Annotated in this window: 14 protein-coding genes; 10 read left to right on the top strand and 4 right to left on the bottom strand. The window is 63.6% G+C overall.

Annotated features, from left to right (window positions below; translation table 11 throughout):
* The first annotated feature begins 132 nt into the window (after positions 1–132).
* The 5 genes from gcvT (at position 133) to RBH20_RS09580 (ending at position 8,523) form a co-directional block, all read left to right on the top strand.
* A complete protein-coding gene (gene gcvT, locus RBH20_RS09600) occupies positions 133–1,224 on the top strand; it encodes a glycine cleavage system aminomethyltransferase GcvT (protein WP_306707995.1) in 1,092 nt (363 codons plus the stop codon).
* Positions 1,221–1,604 carry a glycine cleavage system protein GcvH gene (gcvH, locus tag RBH20_RS09595; RefSeq protein WP_306707993.1) on the top strand — a complete coding sequence of 128 codons (384 nt, stop codon included), beginning with the start codon at positions 1,221–1,223 and terminating at the stop codon, positions 1,602–1,604. Before gcvT ends, gcvH begins: the two co-directional genes overlap by 4 nt.
* A 107-nt stretch (positions 1,605–1,711) precedes the next feature.
* Entirely contained in the window at positions 1,712–3,055 is a 1,344-nt protein-coding gene (gcvPA, locus tag RBH20_RS09590; protein ID WP_306707991.1) for an aminomethyl-transferring glycine dehydrogenase subunit GcvPA, read from the top strand.
* An 82-nt stretch (positions 3,056–3,137) separates the two neighbouring features.
* A complete protein-coding gene (gcvPB, locus tag RBH20_RS09585; RefSeq protein ID WP_306707989.1) occupies positions 3,138–4,559 on the top strand; it encodes an aminomethyl-transferring glycine dehydrogenase subunit GcvPB in 1,422 nt (473 codons plus the stop codon).
* A 76-nt stretch (positions 4,560–4,635) separates the two neighbouring features.
* Positions 4,636–8,523, top strand: coding sequence for a PAS domain S-box protein (locus RBH20_RS09580; RefSeq protein WP_306707987.1), 3,888 nt, complete (start codon positions 4,636–4,638; stop codon positions 8,521–8,523).
* Here the strand turns inward: RBH20_RS09580 and RBH20_RS09575 are convergent.
* The 3 genes from RBH20_RS09575 to RBH20_RS09565 all read right to left on the bottom strand — a co-directional run bounded on the left by RBH20_RS09575 (position 8,520) and on the right by RBH20_RS09565 (position 9,369).
* Complete coding sequence (locus tag RBH20_RS09575; RefSeq protein ID WP_306707985.1) at positions 8,520–8,888, bottom strand: response regulator; 369 nt, start codon at positions 8,886–8,888, stop codon at positions 8,520–8,522. The two genes, RBH20_RS09580 and RBH20_RS09575, sit on opposite strands and share 4 nt — an antisense overlap.
* Before the next feature lie 38 nt (positions 8,889–8,926).
* Entirely contained in the window at positions 8,927–9,130 is a 204-nt protein-coding gene (locus tag RBH20_RS09570; RefSeq protein WP_306707983.1) for a hypothetical protein, read from the bottom strand.
* Positions 9,131–9,198: 68 nt separating this feature from the next.
* Complete coding sequence (locus RBH20_RS09565) at positions 9,199–9,369, bottom strand: hypothetical protein (RefSeq protein ID WP_004518162.1); 171 nt, start codon at positions 9,367–9,369, stop codon at positions 9,199–9,201.
* 91 nt (positions 9,370–9,460) lie between these two features.
* Here RBH20_RS09565 and msrA point away from each other — a divergent pair, with 91 nt between their 5' ends.
* The 5 genes from msrA to RBH20_RS09540 all read left to right on the top strand — a co-directional run bounded on the left by msrA (position 9,461) and on the right by RBH20_RS09540 (position 13,535).
* Positions 9,461–10,129 (top strand): peptide-methionine (S)-S-oxide reductase MsrA, encoded by a 669-nt coding sequence (msrA, locus tag RBH20_RS09560; protein WP_306707979.1) that lies wholly within the window; start codon positions 9,461–9,463, stop codon positions 10,127–10,129.
* Between the two features lie 100 nt (positions 10,130–10,229).
* Positions 10,230–10,766, top strand: coding sequence for a cob(I)yrinic acid a,c-diamide adenosyltransferase (locus RBH20_RS09555; protein ID WP_306707977.1), 537 nt, complete (start codon positions 10,230–10,232; stop codon positions 10,764–10,766).
* A gap of 100 nt (positions 10,767–10,866) precedes the next feature.
* Positions 10,867–11,841, top strand: coding sequence for a phosphomevalonate decarboxylase MvaD (gene mvaD / locus RBH20_RS09550; protein ID WP_306707975.1), 975 nt, complete (start codon positions 10,867–10,869; stop codon positions 11,839–11,841).
* A gap of 90 nt (positions 11,842–11,931) precedes the next feature.
* Complete coding sequence (locus tag RBH20_RS09545; protein WP_306707973.1) at positions 11,932–12,336, top strand: hypothetical protein; 405 nt, start codon at positions 11,932–11,934, stop codon at positions 12,334–12,336.
* Positions 12,337–12,389: 53 nt separating this feature from the next.
* Positions 12,390–13,535, top strand: coding sequence for an NAD(P)/FAD-dependent oxidoreductase (locus RBH20_RS09540; protein WP_306707971.1), 1,146 nt, complete (start codon positions 12,390–12,392; stop codon positions 13,533–13,535).
* A gap of 124 nt (positions 13,536–13,659) precedes the next feature.
* Here the strand turns inward: RBH20_RS09540 and RBH20_RS09535 are convergent, their stop codons facing one another.
* Positions 13,660–14,136, bottom strand: a complete 477-nt coding sequence (locus RBH20_RS09535; protein WP_306707969.1) for a hypothetical protein — start codon at positions 14,134–14,136, stop codon at positions 13,660–13,662.
* Positions 14,137–14,265 lie beyond the last annotated feature (129 nt).

Below are 14,265 nucleotides of genomic sequence, written 5' to 3'. Positions count from 1 at the left end.
TAATTTTCGGTCCCAGTCTTGTCGTCCCATCTACCGCAATCGCCGATTTGATATCGCGGTATATGATTTATTGGTGGCCTGCGGGCGGTGGAGGGCCAAACGGTAAGACCACGCGGTACGAGAGGTCCGCGTATGACACTGCGGGCACCACCGCTTTCCGGGGCTCACAAACGAGCAGACGCTTCGTTCACCGATTTCGGCGGGTGGGAGATGCCAGTCGAATTCGAGTCGATCCGTACAGAACACGAGGCAGTTCGGAGCGAAGCCGGGAAGTTCGACGTTTCGCACATGGGACAGATAACCGTGGCCGGGCCGGACGCGGCGACGCTGACACAGCGGCTGACCACCAACGACGTGACCGTGCTGGACCCGGGCGAGGCCCAGTACGGGGCCATCACAGACGAAGACGGGATTATGCTAGATGACACCGTCGTCTATCGACTGCCGGAAGGCGCAGCCGATGAGTTCCTGTTCATCCCGAACGCCGGGCACGACGGGGAGATGACCGAGCGGTGGCTCTCTGAGCGGGATGAACGAGAACTCGACGCGACAGTGACAAACCGCACTGAGGAGTACGCGATGATCGCTGTCCAGGGGCCAGAGGCCCCGGACCTGCTGTCGGCCGAGACAGATGTCTCGCTCGCTGATCTGTCTCGGTTCAACGTGGCTGACGGGGCTGTCGCCGGCGTTGACTCGCTAATCGCTCGGACGGGCTACACGGGCGAACCCGGCTTCGAAATCCTCTGCCCGCCCAACGGTGCTGAGGCGATCTGGAGCGCGCTTGAGTGCCAGCCCTGCGGTCTCGGCGCGCGCGACACGCTCCGTCTAGAAATGGGCTTTCTGCTCTCCGGCCAGGAATTCCACCCGGTTGACGAGCCCAGAACGCCCCACGAGGCCGGCATCGGCTGGACGGTCGCGCTCGATACGGATTTCGTCGGTCGGGACGCGCTGGAAGGCGTCGCCGCGGACGGTCCCGAAGAGAAGCTCATCGGCATCGAACTCCTCGACCGTGGCGTCCCGCGCCACGGGTACGACGTGACAACGCCAGCGGGGGAGCCGATCGGCCACATCACCAGCGGAACGATGAGTCCGACACTGGGATCGCCGATTGCCCTCGCCTACGTCCCGGCGGCGTACGCCGAACCGGACGAGTCCGTCCGCGTTGTCGTCCGCGGTGAACCGAAGAAAGCACGTACCAGGAGCACGCCATTCCTCGATAGATGAGCTTCGACGTTCCCGACGACCTGCGATATCTGGAGTCACACGAATGGGTACGCGTCGCCGGAGACACCGCCAAGGTCGGCATCACGGCGTTCGCACAGGATGAACTCGGCGACGTGGTGTTCGTCGAACTGCCCGAGGAAGGGGCGGAGCTGACCGCTGGTGAGGACTTCGGCGTGGTGGAGTCCATCAAGGCTGTATCCGATGTGTACGCCCCCGTCTCCGGGACTGTCACGGCAGTCAACGACCGGCTCCGCGACGAGCCGGAACTGCTGAACGAAGACCCGTTCGGTGACGGCTGGATGCTCACGGTCGAGGTCGATGACGAGAGCGAAACTAATGACCTGCTCTCACCCGACGCGTATCGCGACCAGATCGAGTAACTCCCAGTGGCAGCGGTCCCCTACAGGGGTGAAAGGAGTAACCTAATGTGGGCACGGTCGCTAGCTGTCGATATCATGTCACCCCGGCGCTACTGGGTGTTTCTCAAATGAGTAACAGTAACTCACATGCGACAGGCAGTCCGTACGCACCGCAGACGGCCGCAGAAACCGCGGCGATGCTTGACGCGGTCGGAGCCGACGACCTCGAGTCGCTGTTCGACGTGCCCGAGTCCGTCGCCTTCGACGGCGAGTTCGGTATCGACGCCCGGAGCGAGCGGGCAGCGCGCCGGGAAGTCGCCGGCCTTCTGGGCCGCAACGCCGACCTCACCGAGTTCCTCGGTCGTGGCCACTACGACCATTACGTCCCGAGCGTTGTCGACGACCTCGCAAGCCGGTCGGAGTTCCTGACCTCCTACACGCAGTACCAGCCCGAGGTCGCACAGGGGTTCCTGCAGGCCCTCTTTGAGTTCCAGTCGATGCTGGTGGAGCTCACGGGACTGGGCGTCGCCAACTGCTCGATGTACGATGACGCGGCGGCGCTGGGCGAGGCGGCGACGCTGTCCCAGCGCGTCCGCTCGGTGTCCGGCGATCGGATTCTAGTTCCCGAACACCTCCGGGAGGGCAAGCGCGCCGTGCTGGCGAACTATGCCGACGGACCGGACCTCACGGTCGAGTCATACCCGATGACTGACGGCGTCGTCGACGTGCCGGCGCTGTCCGACCAAATCGGCGACGACACCGCGATGGTGTACGCCGAGTCGCCGACAGTTCGTGGCGTCATCGAGGAACGGCTCGGCGCAATCGGCGATCTGGCACACGACCACGAGGCGCTGTTTTGCCTCGGCTCGGACCCGATAGCGCTGTCCCTGCTGGAGCGCCCGGCCGATGTTGGAGCCGACGTGGTTGTCGGCGACGCCGCATCGCTGGGGACCGGAACGGCGTACGGCTTCGGACTAGGGATGTTCGTCACCCGCGAGGAGTACTTGCGGCAGGTCCCCGGTCGGCTGGTTGGGGCCAGCGAAGACGCCGACGACCGTCGCGCGTACACGCTGACGCTCCAGACGCGGGAGCAGCACATCCGCAAGGAGCGGGCTACCTCAAACATCTGCACGAACCAGGCGTGGGTCGCGCTCCGGACCGCAATGCACGCCGCGTGGCTCGGCCCGGACGGGCTGGTCGACCTCGCAGAGGACTGTGTAACCCGCGCCCGTGACTTGGCTGGCCGCCTCGACGACATTGTCGGCGTGAAAGCGCCGATTCACGGCCGCCACCACTTCCGGGAGTTCCTCGCCCGCACGGACCAGCCCGCAAGCGCCATCGTTGCCGATCTCGCGGCTGAGGGCTTCGCGGTCCACGCAGTCGACGACCATCTGGTACAGGTGTGTGCGACCGAGACCACTGCTGACGCCACAGACGAGTTCGTGGCGGCATTCCGGGAGGTAGCGAAATGACACTCGCCTCACTGCGTTCGGCGAAACACCGTGGGACAAACCACGTCCCACGAGCGTCACGCTCGACACGGGGGTGTCTGGCGTGAAATACGACCAGGCACGCTGGAGCGACGAGGGTGACGAGCTGTACGAACCGCTGCTCTCGGAGAAAGCGAGCAAAACGGTCGACATCGAGGACTCGCCACTGCCTGATGACCTGACGCGGGACAGCCTCTCACTGCCGGACCCGGGCGAACCCGAACTGGCCCGGCACTACACGCGCCTCTCGCAGATGAACTACGGCGTTGAGAGCGGGCCGTTCCCGCTTGGCTCGTGTACGATGAAGTACAACCCTTCCTTCACCGAAGACGTAGCCGCACGGGCAGACGCGGCAATCCACCCGGACCGCCCCGATTCGACGGTCCAGGGGACGCTGGCGCTGTGTCACCGGCTACAGGACTATCTGGGCCGCATCGGCGGCATGGACGCCGTGACGCTGCAGCCACCCGCCGGCGCGGCCGGTGAGTTCACCGGCATCCAGATAGCGAAGGCCTACCACGAACACAACGACGACGAGCGCTCGGAGGTCATTATCCCAGACTCGGCCCACGGCACGAACTTCGCGACGGCGGCGATGGCCGGCTACGAGGTCGTGGAGCTACCAAGTGGCGACGACGGCCGCGTCGACATTGAGGCGCTGGAGGCGGCTGTCGGCGACGACACGGCCGCGCTGATGCTCACGAACCCCAACACGCTGGGGCTGTTCGAGCGCGACATCGAGCACGTCGCCGACATCGTCCATGACGCCGGCGGCCTGCTGTACTACGACGGCGCGAACCTCAACGCCTTGCTCGGGCGCGCTCGCCCCGGCGACATGGGCTTCGACGTGATGCACTACAACGTCCACAAGACGTTCGCGACGCCGCACGGCGGCGGTGGCCCCGGTGCCGGCCCGGTCGGCGTCCGTGAAGAACTGGCCCAGTTCCTCCCGAACCCACACGTCAGGGAGCGCGGCGGCAACTACGAACACTACGAGCCGGACCACTCCATCGGGAAGGTACATGGCTTCTATGGCAACTGGCCGGTACTGCTCAAGACATTCGCGTACATCGCCAGATTGGGTGATGAGGGACTCCGCGACGCCAGCGCGAAGGCTGTGCTAAACGCGAACTACCTCGCAGAGCAGATCGAATACGAGATTCCCTTTGGCCCGTTCCACCACGAGTTCGTTGCCAGCGCGGGCGAGCAGGACGCCGCCGATGCGGCCAAGCGGATGCTCGATTACGGCGTCCATCCGCCGACGACGAAGTGGCCCGAAATCGTCGACGAGGCACTGATGACCGAGCCCACGGAAGGAGAGACCAAGCGCTCGCTGGACCAGCTTGCGGCCGCGTTCAACGCCGTTGCCAGTGATTCGGACACCGAACTGGCTGACGCGCCGTCGCGTCCGGCGGCGAAACGCATCGACCAGACGACTGCGGCCCGGAACCCGCGGCTCTCCTGGCAGGCGCTCGACGACACATAGCCGCTCGTTTCGACATTTGATACTCCCGCCCGAGCGTATATGCCACCCCGTCGTATAGCAGTTACAACGGAACGCTATGTCCGAGATGCCGCATTTGTTGTACGTAGGCCCCGCCGACGAAGACGCGGACACAGCTATATCTGACGCACCGGTCTCAGTCACGGCAGTCACCACCGTGACGGACGCGCTATCGAAACTGGCCGAGCACACCTACGATGCCGTCATCTGTGAACAGCACCTGCCGGGAACGGAAACCGGTCTAGAGGTGTTAGCGGCGATACGTGAGCAGTACGACGCGCTCCCGGTCGTGCTCTGCACAGCCGAGCCAGACGGGACGGTCGCCGCTCGCGCGACACGACTTGACGTAACCGAGTACGTCCCTCGTAGCGACGTGTCGCTGGCGGATCGAGTGTACGACATCGTGGCGCAGGGGCACGAACCGACAGGCCGCGGCGACGAGAGCGGCCGACCGGCTGCTACCGATGACCGGCCGACGCGGCTCCCGCCGGAACTCGCCGACTCTTTTGACGCCATCGCCGGCAGTATCTCTGACGCTGTCGTCACAATCGACGCCGACAGCGAGGTCGTGTACGCCAACGACGAGGCCGCCGAGCTGACAGGCTACGACCGCGGAGAACTGGTTGGTGACGACTTTGCGAAAGTGATCCCCGAACACCTGCGAAGCTCCCACTTCGAGGGGTTGGATCGCTACCTCCGGACCAGCGACCGGAACGTCGACTGGGACTACCTCGAACTCCCGCTCGTGACCGCTGCCGGGGACCAACTGACCGTCGCGGTGTCGTTCGGCGATTTCGAGCGAAACGGGCAGTGGTTCTGTACGGGCGTTCTCAGGGACATCTCCGATCGGAAAGAGCGCGAGCGGGCCCTCGAAGAGACGAACCGGCGACTCGACCTGGCGCTGGACGGAACGGACACCGGCGTCTATGAGTGGAATCTGGAAACCAATGAGATGGTCTGGGACGAAGCGACCGCGGAACTCTTCGGGACGACGCCGACGGCCTTCGAAGGCACCGTCTCGGCGTTCTACGCGTACGTCCACCCCGACGATCGCCAGTCGCTCGAAGCGGCGTTCGAGCGGGTGTCGGAGAGCGATGAACGGGTCGACGCCGAGTTCCGTACCGATGTCAACGGGGAGACGCGGTGGCTCAGGACGAGCGGGGTCATCGAGGAACGCGACGCACAGTCCCCGCGCCTCGTCGCTATCGCCACGGATATCACGGAGCGCAAGGAGCGCGAACGGACGCTGCGTGCCAACAACGACTCGCTCCAGGAGCTGACACAGCTCGCCACCGGGAACGGACTCAGCGAGGCCGAAACCGTCGGTCGGGTCATCGAAATCGGGCTGGACCGACTCGATATGGCGTTTGGCTACCTGAGCCGTATCGAAGACGGAGTCCACGAAATCCAGACGGTCACCGGGGACAGCCCCCTCGAATCCGGGACGCAGACGCCGCTTGAGGACACCTACTGCCAACGGGTGCTCGACTCTGGGGACCTCTATGCAATTACCGATGCCACCGCCGAGGGCGGACATGCGGCGGACGTGTACCGGAAAAGCGGCGTCGCGTGCTACGCCGGTGGCCTCATTACGGTCGACGGCGAGCCCTACGGGACACTCTGTTTCGGCGACGAACAGGCCCGGTCGGAGTCATTTTCTGAGAGCGAGGAGGCGTTCATGAAACTGCTCGTGGAGTGGGTCAACCACGAACTCGAACGCCGCCACCGTGAGGACGAACTTGAGCGGTACGAGAACATCATCGAGGCGGTCGACGACGGCGTGTACGCCCTCGATTCCGAAGGGAACTTCCAGTTCGTCAATCAGGCGATGACCGACCTGACGGGCCACTCTGAGGCTGAGCTGCTGGGATCGTACACCGGCTTTATCAAGGCCGACGATGTCGTCGAGCGCGCCGAATCCATCGTTCAGGAGATGATATTCGAGGACCGCGACGACAAGGAGACGTTCGAACTGGAGATCCAGCAGGCGTCGGGAGGTTCGTTCCCCGCACAGGACCACATGACGCTGCTGTACGACGACGACCAGCGATTCGCCGGGACCGCAGGCGTCATCCGGGATGTCACGGAGCAGAAACGGCGCGACGAGGCGCTGTCCGGACTGCTGGACACAACCCGGTCGCTCATGCAGGCACAGACGCCCCAGGAGGTCGCCGAAACGGTCATCGAGGCGACCCGGTCGGACCTCGGGTTCGACCACGCGCTCGTGCGGTTGTACGACGAGGAGACGGACACGCTCCGACCCGCCGCCGCCAGCGACAAAGTCCCGGAACGTCCGGTGTACGACGCCGACGACGGGTTTCCCGGCGACGCGTTCCAGCGCGGCGATCCGCTGGTCGTCAACGAGTTCGAGCGGGTCGGCAACTACGACTCCGACGTTCTCACAGCGGCGATGTATCTCCCGATGGGTGACCATGGGGTCGTGAGCATCGCTGCGCAACAGGGACACGAGTTCACCGAATCGGACGTCTCCGTTGGGAAGATTCTCGCGTCCAATGCAGCCGCCGCGTTCGACCGTGTCGAGCGTGAACGGAGCCTGCTCCGGTACGAATCAGTGGTCGAGAATGTCCGTGATATGATGTACGTCCTCGACGACGACGGCCGGTTCCAGCTAGTCACCGAACCGCTCGCAGAGTGGCTCGGCTACGAGCGGGCGACGCTTCTGGGCCAGCACCCGCGCATTGTTCTCGACCAGGACGCGATTGACGAGTTTACCTGTCGTATCGGCGACCTCTGTCAACAGGGCGGAACCGGAGCGGTCCAGCTCGAAACAGCGCTGGAAACGGCACACGGCGAGAAGCGTCCGGCAGAAATCGAGGTGTCGCTGATCGACGCAGACCAGTTCCGCGGCACCGTCGGCGTCGTCCGAGACCTGACTGAACTCAAGCAGGCGCGAGCAGAGCTGGAGGATGAGCGTGACCGGTTCTCGTATCTGTTTAACACGCTCCCGGACGCCGTTATCGAGACCGAGACAGTTGCGGGCGAGTCGGTCGTCAGGTCAGTCAACCCCGCCTTTTCCGACGTGTTCGGATACGGACAGAACACCGCTGTCGACAGTCCTCTGTCCGACCTCCTCCGCCCACCGGACACTGCGCACGAGGAGCTACCCCAGTTCGACGACGGGCAGGCAGACGGCGATCCCTTCCAGACTGAACTCCGACTGATGACCGAGACGGGGTTCCGTGACTTCCTCTTCCGGGGCGTGCCGTATAGTCAAGACGGTGATAGCGTCCGCGGGTTCGGTATCTACACCGACATCACTGAACAGCGCGAGCGCGAGCGACGGCTGAAACTGCTTAACCGCGTCCTCCGGCACAACCTCCGGAACGACCTGACTGTCGTCCTCGGCATGGCTGACGCGCTGGATGAGCGAATCGACGACCCAGACCGCCGCTCCATTCTCCATCGGCTCCAGCGAAAGGCAGAGGAGATGGCGTCGCTGAGCGAGCGCGCACGTGACATGGAGCGTTCCGTTCGTCGCGAACAGTTCGGCACGGACCCAGTCGACGTGCCTGCGACCGTTACGGATATCGTGTCCTCGTATCGCGACGAGTACGCCGGTGAAATCGAAACAGACCTTCCGGATACGTCAGTTACAGCGGGCGACGGGCGATTGCACCGGATTCTCGGCGAGCTTCTGGAAAACAGTCTCGAACACACTGGCGATGACCCGTCGGTCCGCATCGATGTGGGGGCGGACCAGCGGACTGTCACGATCACTGTCGCCGACGACGGCCCTGGGATTCCACAGCACGAACTTGACGTTGTGACTGGTGATGAGCCGATTACGCAACTGCGCCACGGGACCGGACTTGGCCTGTGGCTGGTCGTCTGGGTAGCTGAAACCTACGGCGGCACGGTGGACTTTGGTAGCGGTCCGGACGGCGGGGCGGTCGTCACGCTGGAACTGCCCCGGATAGACGTCTAGATAGTGTCGCGAATCCGGTCGGCGAGCACGCTGTACTGCTCCGTGCCCGTCCCTTTCTGGACCACAGCAGTGACGCCGTGCTCTGTGGCGGCATCTGCGACATCATCGTGCTCGCGGGCTGTAAACAGCAGGAACGGGATGTCAACGTTGTTCTCCCGGAGCGCGGCACACAGCTCCATCCCGTCAAGCCGGGGCATCTTGTAGTCACTGACGACGGCGTCGAAATCGCCGTCAGTTGCCAGGTCCAGTGCCGCTTCTGGGTCAGCCTCGGTCGTTATCTCGAACTCGTCTTCCTGTCCCAGAAACGTCCCGACGATTTCCAGAACGTCTACGTCCTCGTCTACCAGTAGGACCTCGATACTCATCGGCTCTATATCCGTGGTTCCCCGGTAAAAACTCTCGGTCACCGCATCGCATCTAAATCGACCACGACCCGCTTGTCGACGGTAATCCACGTCGATAGCTTGGCAACGCCGGAGAGCCCCCGCGGTGACACGGTACAGCGGTCTGGTTCACCGGTGTACTCAACCACGGTCATCGACAGCTCGTGCGGGGCCTGCGCCTGTTCGGTGGTCGCGCTCCCTGCACCGTCCGGGTTGAGGCTCATCGGTAGTAGATATCTCTCGGGGATAGTGTAAAACGGCTGCTAAGAGGTCTCTATACCGCTCCGGAGAGCTATGCCGCCTGCCCGGTGTCGACTTCGCCGTTGATTCGGACGAACCCGTAGTCACACTCCGGGCAGTGCCACTTGACCTTGGTCCCCAGATGCATCGTCGTGCTTGCGACCTTCCAGAAGTCGCGGTACTCTTCGCATTCAGGACAGTAGTGTTCGAGTTCGAGGCTCATACCGAGTAGTTTCCACAGGGGTACAGTTGAATTTCCCGGTTCCACGCGGGGCGTCGAAGCAGGCAAACCGCTCGAACCCCTGTCGTCCAGTATGACTCCGAGTGCGTACGAACCGACCCATCCCACAGCACTGGCTGTCGATGCCGAGGCCCCGCCGCCGTCGGCGACAGCAACGGCGACGTTCGGTATGGGCTGTTTCTGGGGCCCGGACGCGCAGTTCGGCGCGACACCGGGCGTGGTCAGGACGCGAGTCGGCTACGCCGGCGGAACTGAACCGGACCCGAGCTACTACTCACTGGGCGACCACACCGAGGTCGTGCAGGTCGAGTACGACCCCGACGTGGTAAGCTACGAAGCGCTGCTGGACGTGTTCTGGGCAAACCATGCACCGTTCTCCGCGCCCCTGAAGCGCCAGTACCGCGGCGTGGTGTTGGCACACGACGACCAGCAACGCGAGACCGCCCGGCGGGCACGAGACGATCTTGAATCCCAGACAGGGAAGACCGTCGAGACGGCCATCGAATCTCTCGACCAGTTCTATCTGGCGGAAGACTACCACCAGAAGTATGAACTCCGCTCGACGCCGGTGGTTGCCGACGAACTCGAAGACACCTACGGCGACGCGTTCGTCGATTCGATGGTTGCCGCCCGGCTCAACGGCTTCGTCGCCGGCCACGGCGAGGACGACGACCGCGAGGCGCTGTTTGCCGAACTGGATATCTCACCGGCCGCGCTCTCGGAAGTCCACCGCCGAATCTGAACGCGGTGCCAGCGGTCCACGGTCGCCACGGGGCTCGGCCGCCCGCGCTCCCAAAGGATTCGCCCACGGCTATAAGACGCTGGCAGTGCCAGATTGAGCTATGACTATCTATACCGGCCGCGGTGACCAGGGCCAGACAGACCTCCGGAATATGGAGCGGGTCTCGAAGGACAGCCGCCGTATCGAGGCCTACGGGACCGTCGACGAAGTGAACGCGCTGGTCGGCGTCGTCAGGCCGACCGGTCACGACGATATCGACGAGAAGCTCCGCGTCATCCAGAACCACCTCCACATCGTTCAGGCTGACTTCGCCAATCCCAGCCCAGAGGAGGGCGATCCGCGGATACAGGAGTCCCACGTCGAGACGCTCGAAGACCTCATCGACGAGGCCGATTCGGAACTGGACCCGCTCGAATCGTTCATCCTCCCATCAGGGTCGGAGCCGGGGGCGAAACTGCACCACGCTCGCGCCGTTTGTCGCCGCGCCGAACGCCGCTGTGTCTCCTTCGCCGCCGAGGAGGCCGGTGTCAACGAGACGGCCATCATCTACCTGAACCGGCTCTCGGACGCCCTGTTTACGCTCGCCCGCCTCGTCAACAAGCGCGAGGGCGTCCGCGAGGAGAACCCCGATTACTGACGCTTCGGGGCTTTTTTCCGCAGTGAATCATCCGAACCTCGACGCCACGCTAGCGACGGCGGTTCGCAATAGCAAAGTGACCGGCCCGGAAGGGTGAGGTATGAAAGCGACCGCGAAGGCATATCCGATTCAGGGGCTGGTCAAGTACCACGGGATGCGCGACGAGGAACTGCGACTGCCATACCACGACAGTATCTCCGTCTGTACCGCACCGAGCCACTCGAAGACGACGGCCGCCTTCGACCCGGACCGCGAGGAAGACGTGTACGTCATCGACGGCGAAACGGTCACTGGCCGCGGGGCCGAACGTATCGATGCCGTCGTGGACCATGTCCGCGACCTCGCTGGTATCGACCATGGCGTCCGCCTCGAGTCGGCGAACAACTTCCCGACGAACATCGGGTTTGGCTCCTCATCATCGGGCTTTGCCGCCGCGGCGATGGCCCTCGTTGAGGCGGCAGGTCTCGACATGACGCGACCCGAAATCTCGACCGTCGCACGCCGCGGCTCCTCCTCGGCCGCGCGCGCGGTGACGGGTGCGTTCTCCCACCTCCGGACCGGGATGAACGACAGGGACTGCCGGAGCGAGCGCATTGAGACGGACCTCGAAGACGACCTGCGCATCGTCGCCGGGATGGTCCCATCATATAAGGAAACTGAGGAAGCGCACAAGGAGGCCGCGGAGAGCCACATGTTCGAGTCGCGGATGGCCCACATCCACGGCCAGATTTCGGACATGCGCGACGCGCTGTACGACGGCGATTTCGACGCCGTCTTCGACCTCGCGGAAAAGGACTCCCTGTCGCTGGCCGCCGCGACGATGACCGGCCCCGCCGGCTGGGTGTACTGGCAACCGCGAACCATCGAGATATTCAACGCGGTCCGAGAGCTCCGGAACGCCGAGGACGTGCCGGTGTACTTCTCAGTTGATACCGGCGCGAGTGTCTACATCAATACGACCGAGGAGTACGTCGGCCGCGTCGAAGAGACGGTCGCCGACTGCGGCGTCGACACCCGCGTCTGGGATGTCGGTGGCCCCGCACAGATCCTCGATGAGGACAAGGCGCTGTTCTGAACCCACTGTCGAAACACTCCGGACACATTCGGGCAGTCACCTCCGCTCTGGGTGGACGTTATTTTGTGCTGTCACAAACAACGGTCAGCTGTGACGTCTGCACATCGGCTCATCGCCTTCCACTTCGCTATCGGGTTCGGCAATCTTCTCTTCGTTCTTGATACAGCAGTGACGCTTGGGACGGCGTCTCCACTGGACTGGGCGGTCATCGCTGTTGCAGGGCTGGCAATTGCGGGATTCGGGTATCTCTCCGAACGCCAGGAATTCCCAGAGTCGGTGTACAGTGCGTGGAACGCGCTACCACAGAAGGAACTAACACTGTTGGTGCTTTTTGGTACTGTTTTGCTGGGTGTTGTCGGGCTGAGTCTGTTGTACGATTCGAGTATTCAGTGGATCAATGACGTAGCCGTCGGAGCATGTGTCGGTCTCATCGGCTATCGCATCGTGTACGGGCTCGTGTTCCCGGTCCCTGAAGCGGCACTTGGTCGCATCTGACTGCGGCTCGCGAACACAGAGTTAACCCAGTCTCGCACCAAGGGTCAGACACAATGCGCGTCGCCGTTCTCGGAGCCGGATATGCCGGACTCACGCTCGCCAGGAAACTCGAACAGACCCTCCCCGACAGCGTCTCGCTGATCGTCGTCGACGAACAGACAGAGCACCTCGTCCAGCACGAACTCCACCGGGTCGTCCGGCGGCCGTCACTGGCCGACGAGATCACCGTCGACCTCGACGCCGTTCTCGATTGTGAGGTCCGACAGGCGAGGGTCACGGATGTCGACCCGGATGCCGGCGTGGCGACCCTGGACGGGTCGGAAACCCTGTCCTACGACGTGGGCGCGGTGTGTCTTGGCGCGCAGACGGCGTTCTACGATCTCTCGGGGGTGCGCGAGCATGCAACGCCATTGAAGCGCCTCGACGACGCTCACGAGATCCGCGAGCGGTTCCACGAACTCAGTGACGGCGACCGTGTGGTTGTCGGCGGTGCTGGCCTGTCCGGTGTGCAGGTGGCCGGTGAACTGGCCGAGATGCGCGAGGACAGTGATATCGAGGTCCTCCTGCTCGAACAGGAAGACACTATCGCGCCGGCGTTCCCGGCGTCGTTCCAGTTGGCGGTCCACGACGCGCTGGTCGACGCCGGCGTGACAGTCAGGACCGGAACCGGGGTGGCCGAAGCCGATGCCGACGCCATTACGCTTGAGGACGGCTCGGACCTGGCGATGGACCAGTTCGTCTGGACCGGCGGTATCGAGGGGTCGCCGGCGCTCGACGCCGAACGGCCCGTAGTGCGGGCGGACCTCCGACTCGGCGAGTCGACGTTCGCTGTCGGCGATGCCGCTCGGGTCGTCGACAGCGACGGCGAGGCTGTGCCAGCAAGCGCAGCGGCGGCCATCCGCGAGGCCCGCGTCGCCGCTGACAACATCGGGACACTCATCGAGCAGTCACAGGGTAGCCACGGCGAGTTCCAGCCCCGACTGACGCAGTATCAGTTCAACGTGCCAGGTTGGCTCGTTTCTGTCGGCGACAACGCCGTGGCGAAGGTCGGCCCCTCTGTCCTCACTGGCAAGGCCGCGCTGGCGCTCAAGACGACTGTCGGTGCGGGCTATCTTGGAACGGTGGGTGCCGTCCAGAACGCGGTCGATCTCGTTAGCGAGGAACTGGACCTCGACACGGACGAGACGGAAAGCGAGTAGAAATACCGGAAACACGAACTTGGTGAAACCCGCAACCGATGATCGGTTTTCGCGGCCGCGCTGTATAGCGGGCGTGAGTCGATTACGGATGGACTAGAATAATCGTGGTACGAACAGAATCACGCTACAGCTCTGCGAGGGCGGCTACGTATGCACTACCGGTCCCGACAGTAACGACGACGCTGAGAAAGACCATCCACTGGGCCAGCACAGACCGCCTTGAGGCTGTTCCGGTCCACGCCGACGAGTATCGATGGACTCCGTAGGCGAACAGCGTGCTCGCCAAGACGAACACCGCCGGCAGGAGCGCGAGTGACAGAGTCGGCTCGCCACGGCCCGGGAACAGCCCCAGCCTTATGAGCGGGCCAAGAAGCGCGACAAATGTTAATCCGTACAAAATACCGAACACGAACGACAGGAGTAGGTATCGGGGTCTAAGGACCACTCGCCAAGACGGGGTCCCGTCGTCCGGGCGGCCACCGGAAGCCTGGACGAGAAAGCGGCGGACATCCGGGAGCACGGACAACACCGGAACGGACAGTACGCCCCCGGCCAGTCCGATGCCGCCAGTTATCGCCACCATCACCCCAAGCTGTAGCATGAAAAACAAAAGAAGCTGCAAAATCAACATAAGGAGGGTTACCAGAGAATCAAGTGTTTGCATAGATATGTAATTTCGCTATAACGTAATAAAGCACTGCGTGATGGTTGGCGTGGGTTTGGGGGCCTC

It is taken from the genome of Haloarcula sp. H-GB4 (genome assembly GCF_030848575.1).
Taxonomy (GTDB): Archaea; Halobacteriota; Halobacteria; order Halobacteriales; family Haloarculaceae; genus Haloarcula.
The sequence above is the reverse complement of the archived record's forward strand: the minus strand, read 5'-3'. Positions and strand labels throughout refer to the sequence as shown.

Excerpts from the sequence above, each read along its gene's own strand:
- mvaD (WP_306707975.1), top strand. The coding sequence starts at position 10,867 with ATGAAAGCGACCGCGAAGGCATATCCGATTCAGGGGCTGGTCAAGTAC.
- gcvPA (WP_306707991.1), top strand. The coding sequence starts at position 1,712 with ATGAGTAACAGTAACTCACATGCGACAGGCAGTCCGTACGCACCGCAG.
- RBH20_RS09575 (WP_306707985.1), bottom strand. The coding sequence starts at position 8,888 with ATGAGTATCGAGGTCCTACTGGTAGACGAGGACGTAGACGTTCTGGAA.
- RBH20_RS09570 (WP_306707983.1), bottom strand. The coding sequence starts at position 9,130 with ATGAGCCTCAACCCGGACGGTGCAGGGAGCGCGACCACCGAACAGGCG.
- RBH20_RS09555 (WP_306707977.1), top strand. The coding sequence starts at position 10,230 with ATGACTATCTATACCGGCCGCGGTGACCAGGGCCAGACAGACCTCCGG.
- gcvH (WP_306707993.1), top strand. The coding sequence starts at position 1,221 with ATGAGCTTCGACGTTCCCGACGACCTGCGATATCTGGAGTCACACGAA.
- msrA (WP_306707979.1), top strand. The coding sequence starts at position 9,461 with ATGACTCCGAGTGCGTACGAACCGACCCATCCCACAGCACTGGCTGTC.
- gcvT (WP_306707995.1), top strand. The coding sequence starts at position 133 with ATGACACTGCGGGCACCACCGCTTTCCGGGGCTCACAAACGAGCAGAC.
- RBH20_RS09535 (WP_306707969.1), bottom strand. The coding sequence starts at position 14,136 with ATGCTACAGCTTGGGGTGATGGTGGCGATAACTGGCGGCATCGGACTG.
- RBH20_RS09580 (WP_306707987.1), top strand. The coding sequence starts at position 4,636 with ATGTCCGAGATGCCGCATTTGTTGTACGTAGGCCCCGCCGACGAAGAC.
- RBH20_RS09540 (WP_306707971.1), top strand. The coding sequence starts at position 12,390 with ATGCGCGTCGCCGTTCTCGGAGCCGGATATGCCGGACTCACGCTCGCC.
- RBH20_RS09565 (WP_004518162.1), bottom strand. The coding sequence starts at position 9,369 with ATGAGCCTCGAACTCGAACACTACTGTCCTGAATGCGAAGAGTACCGC.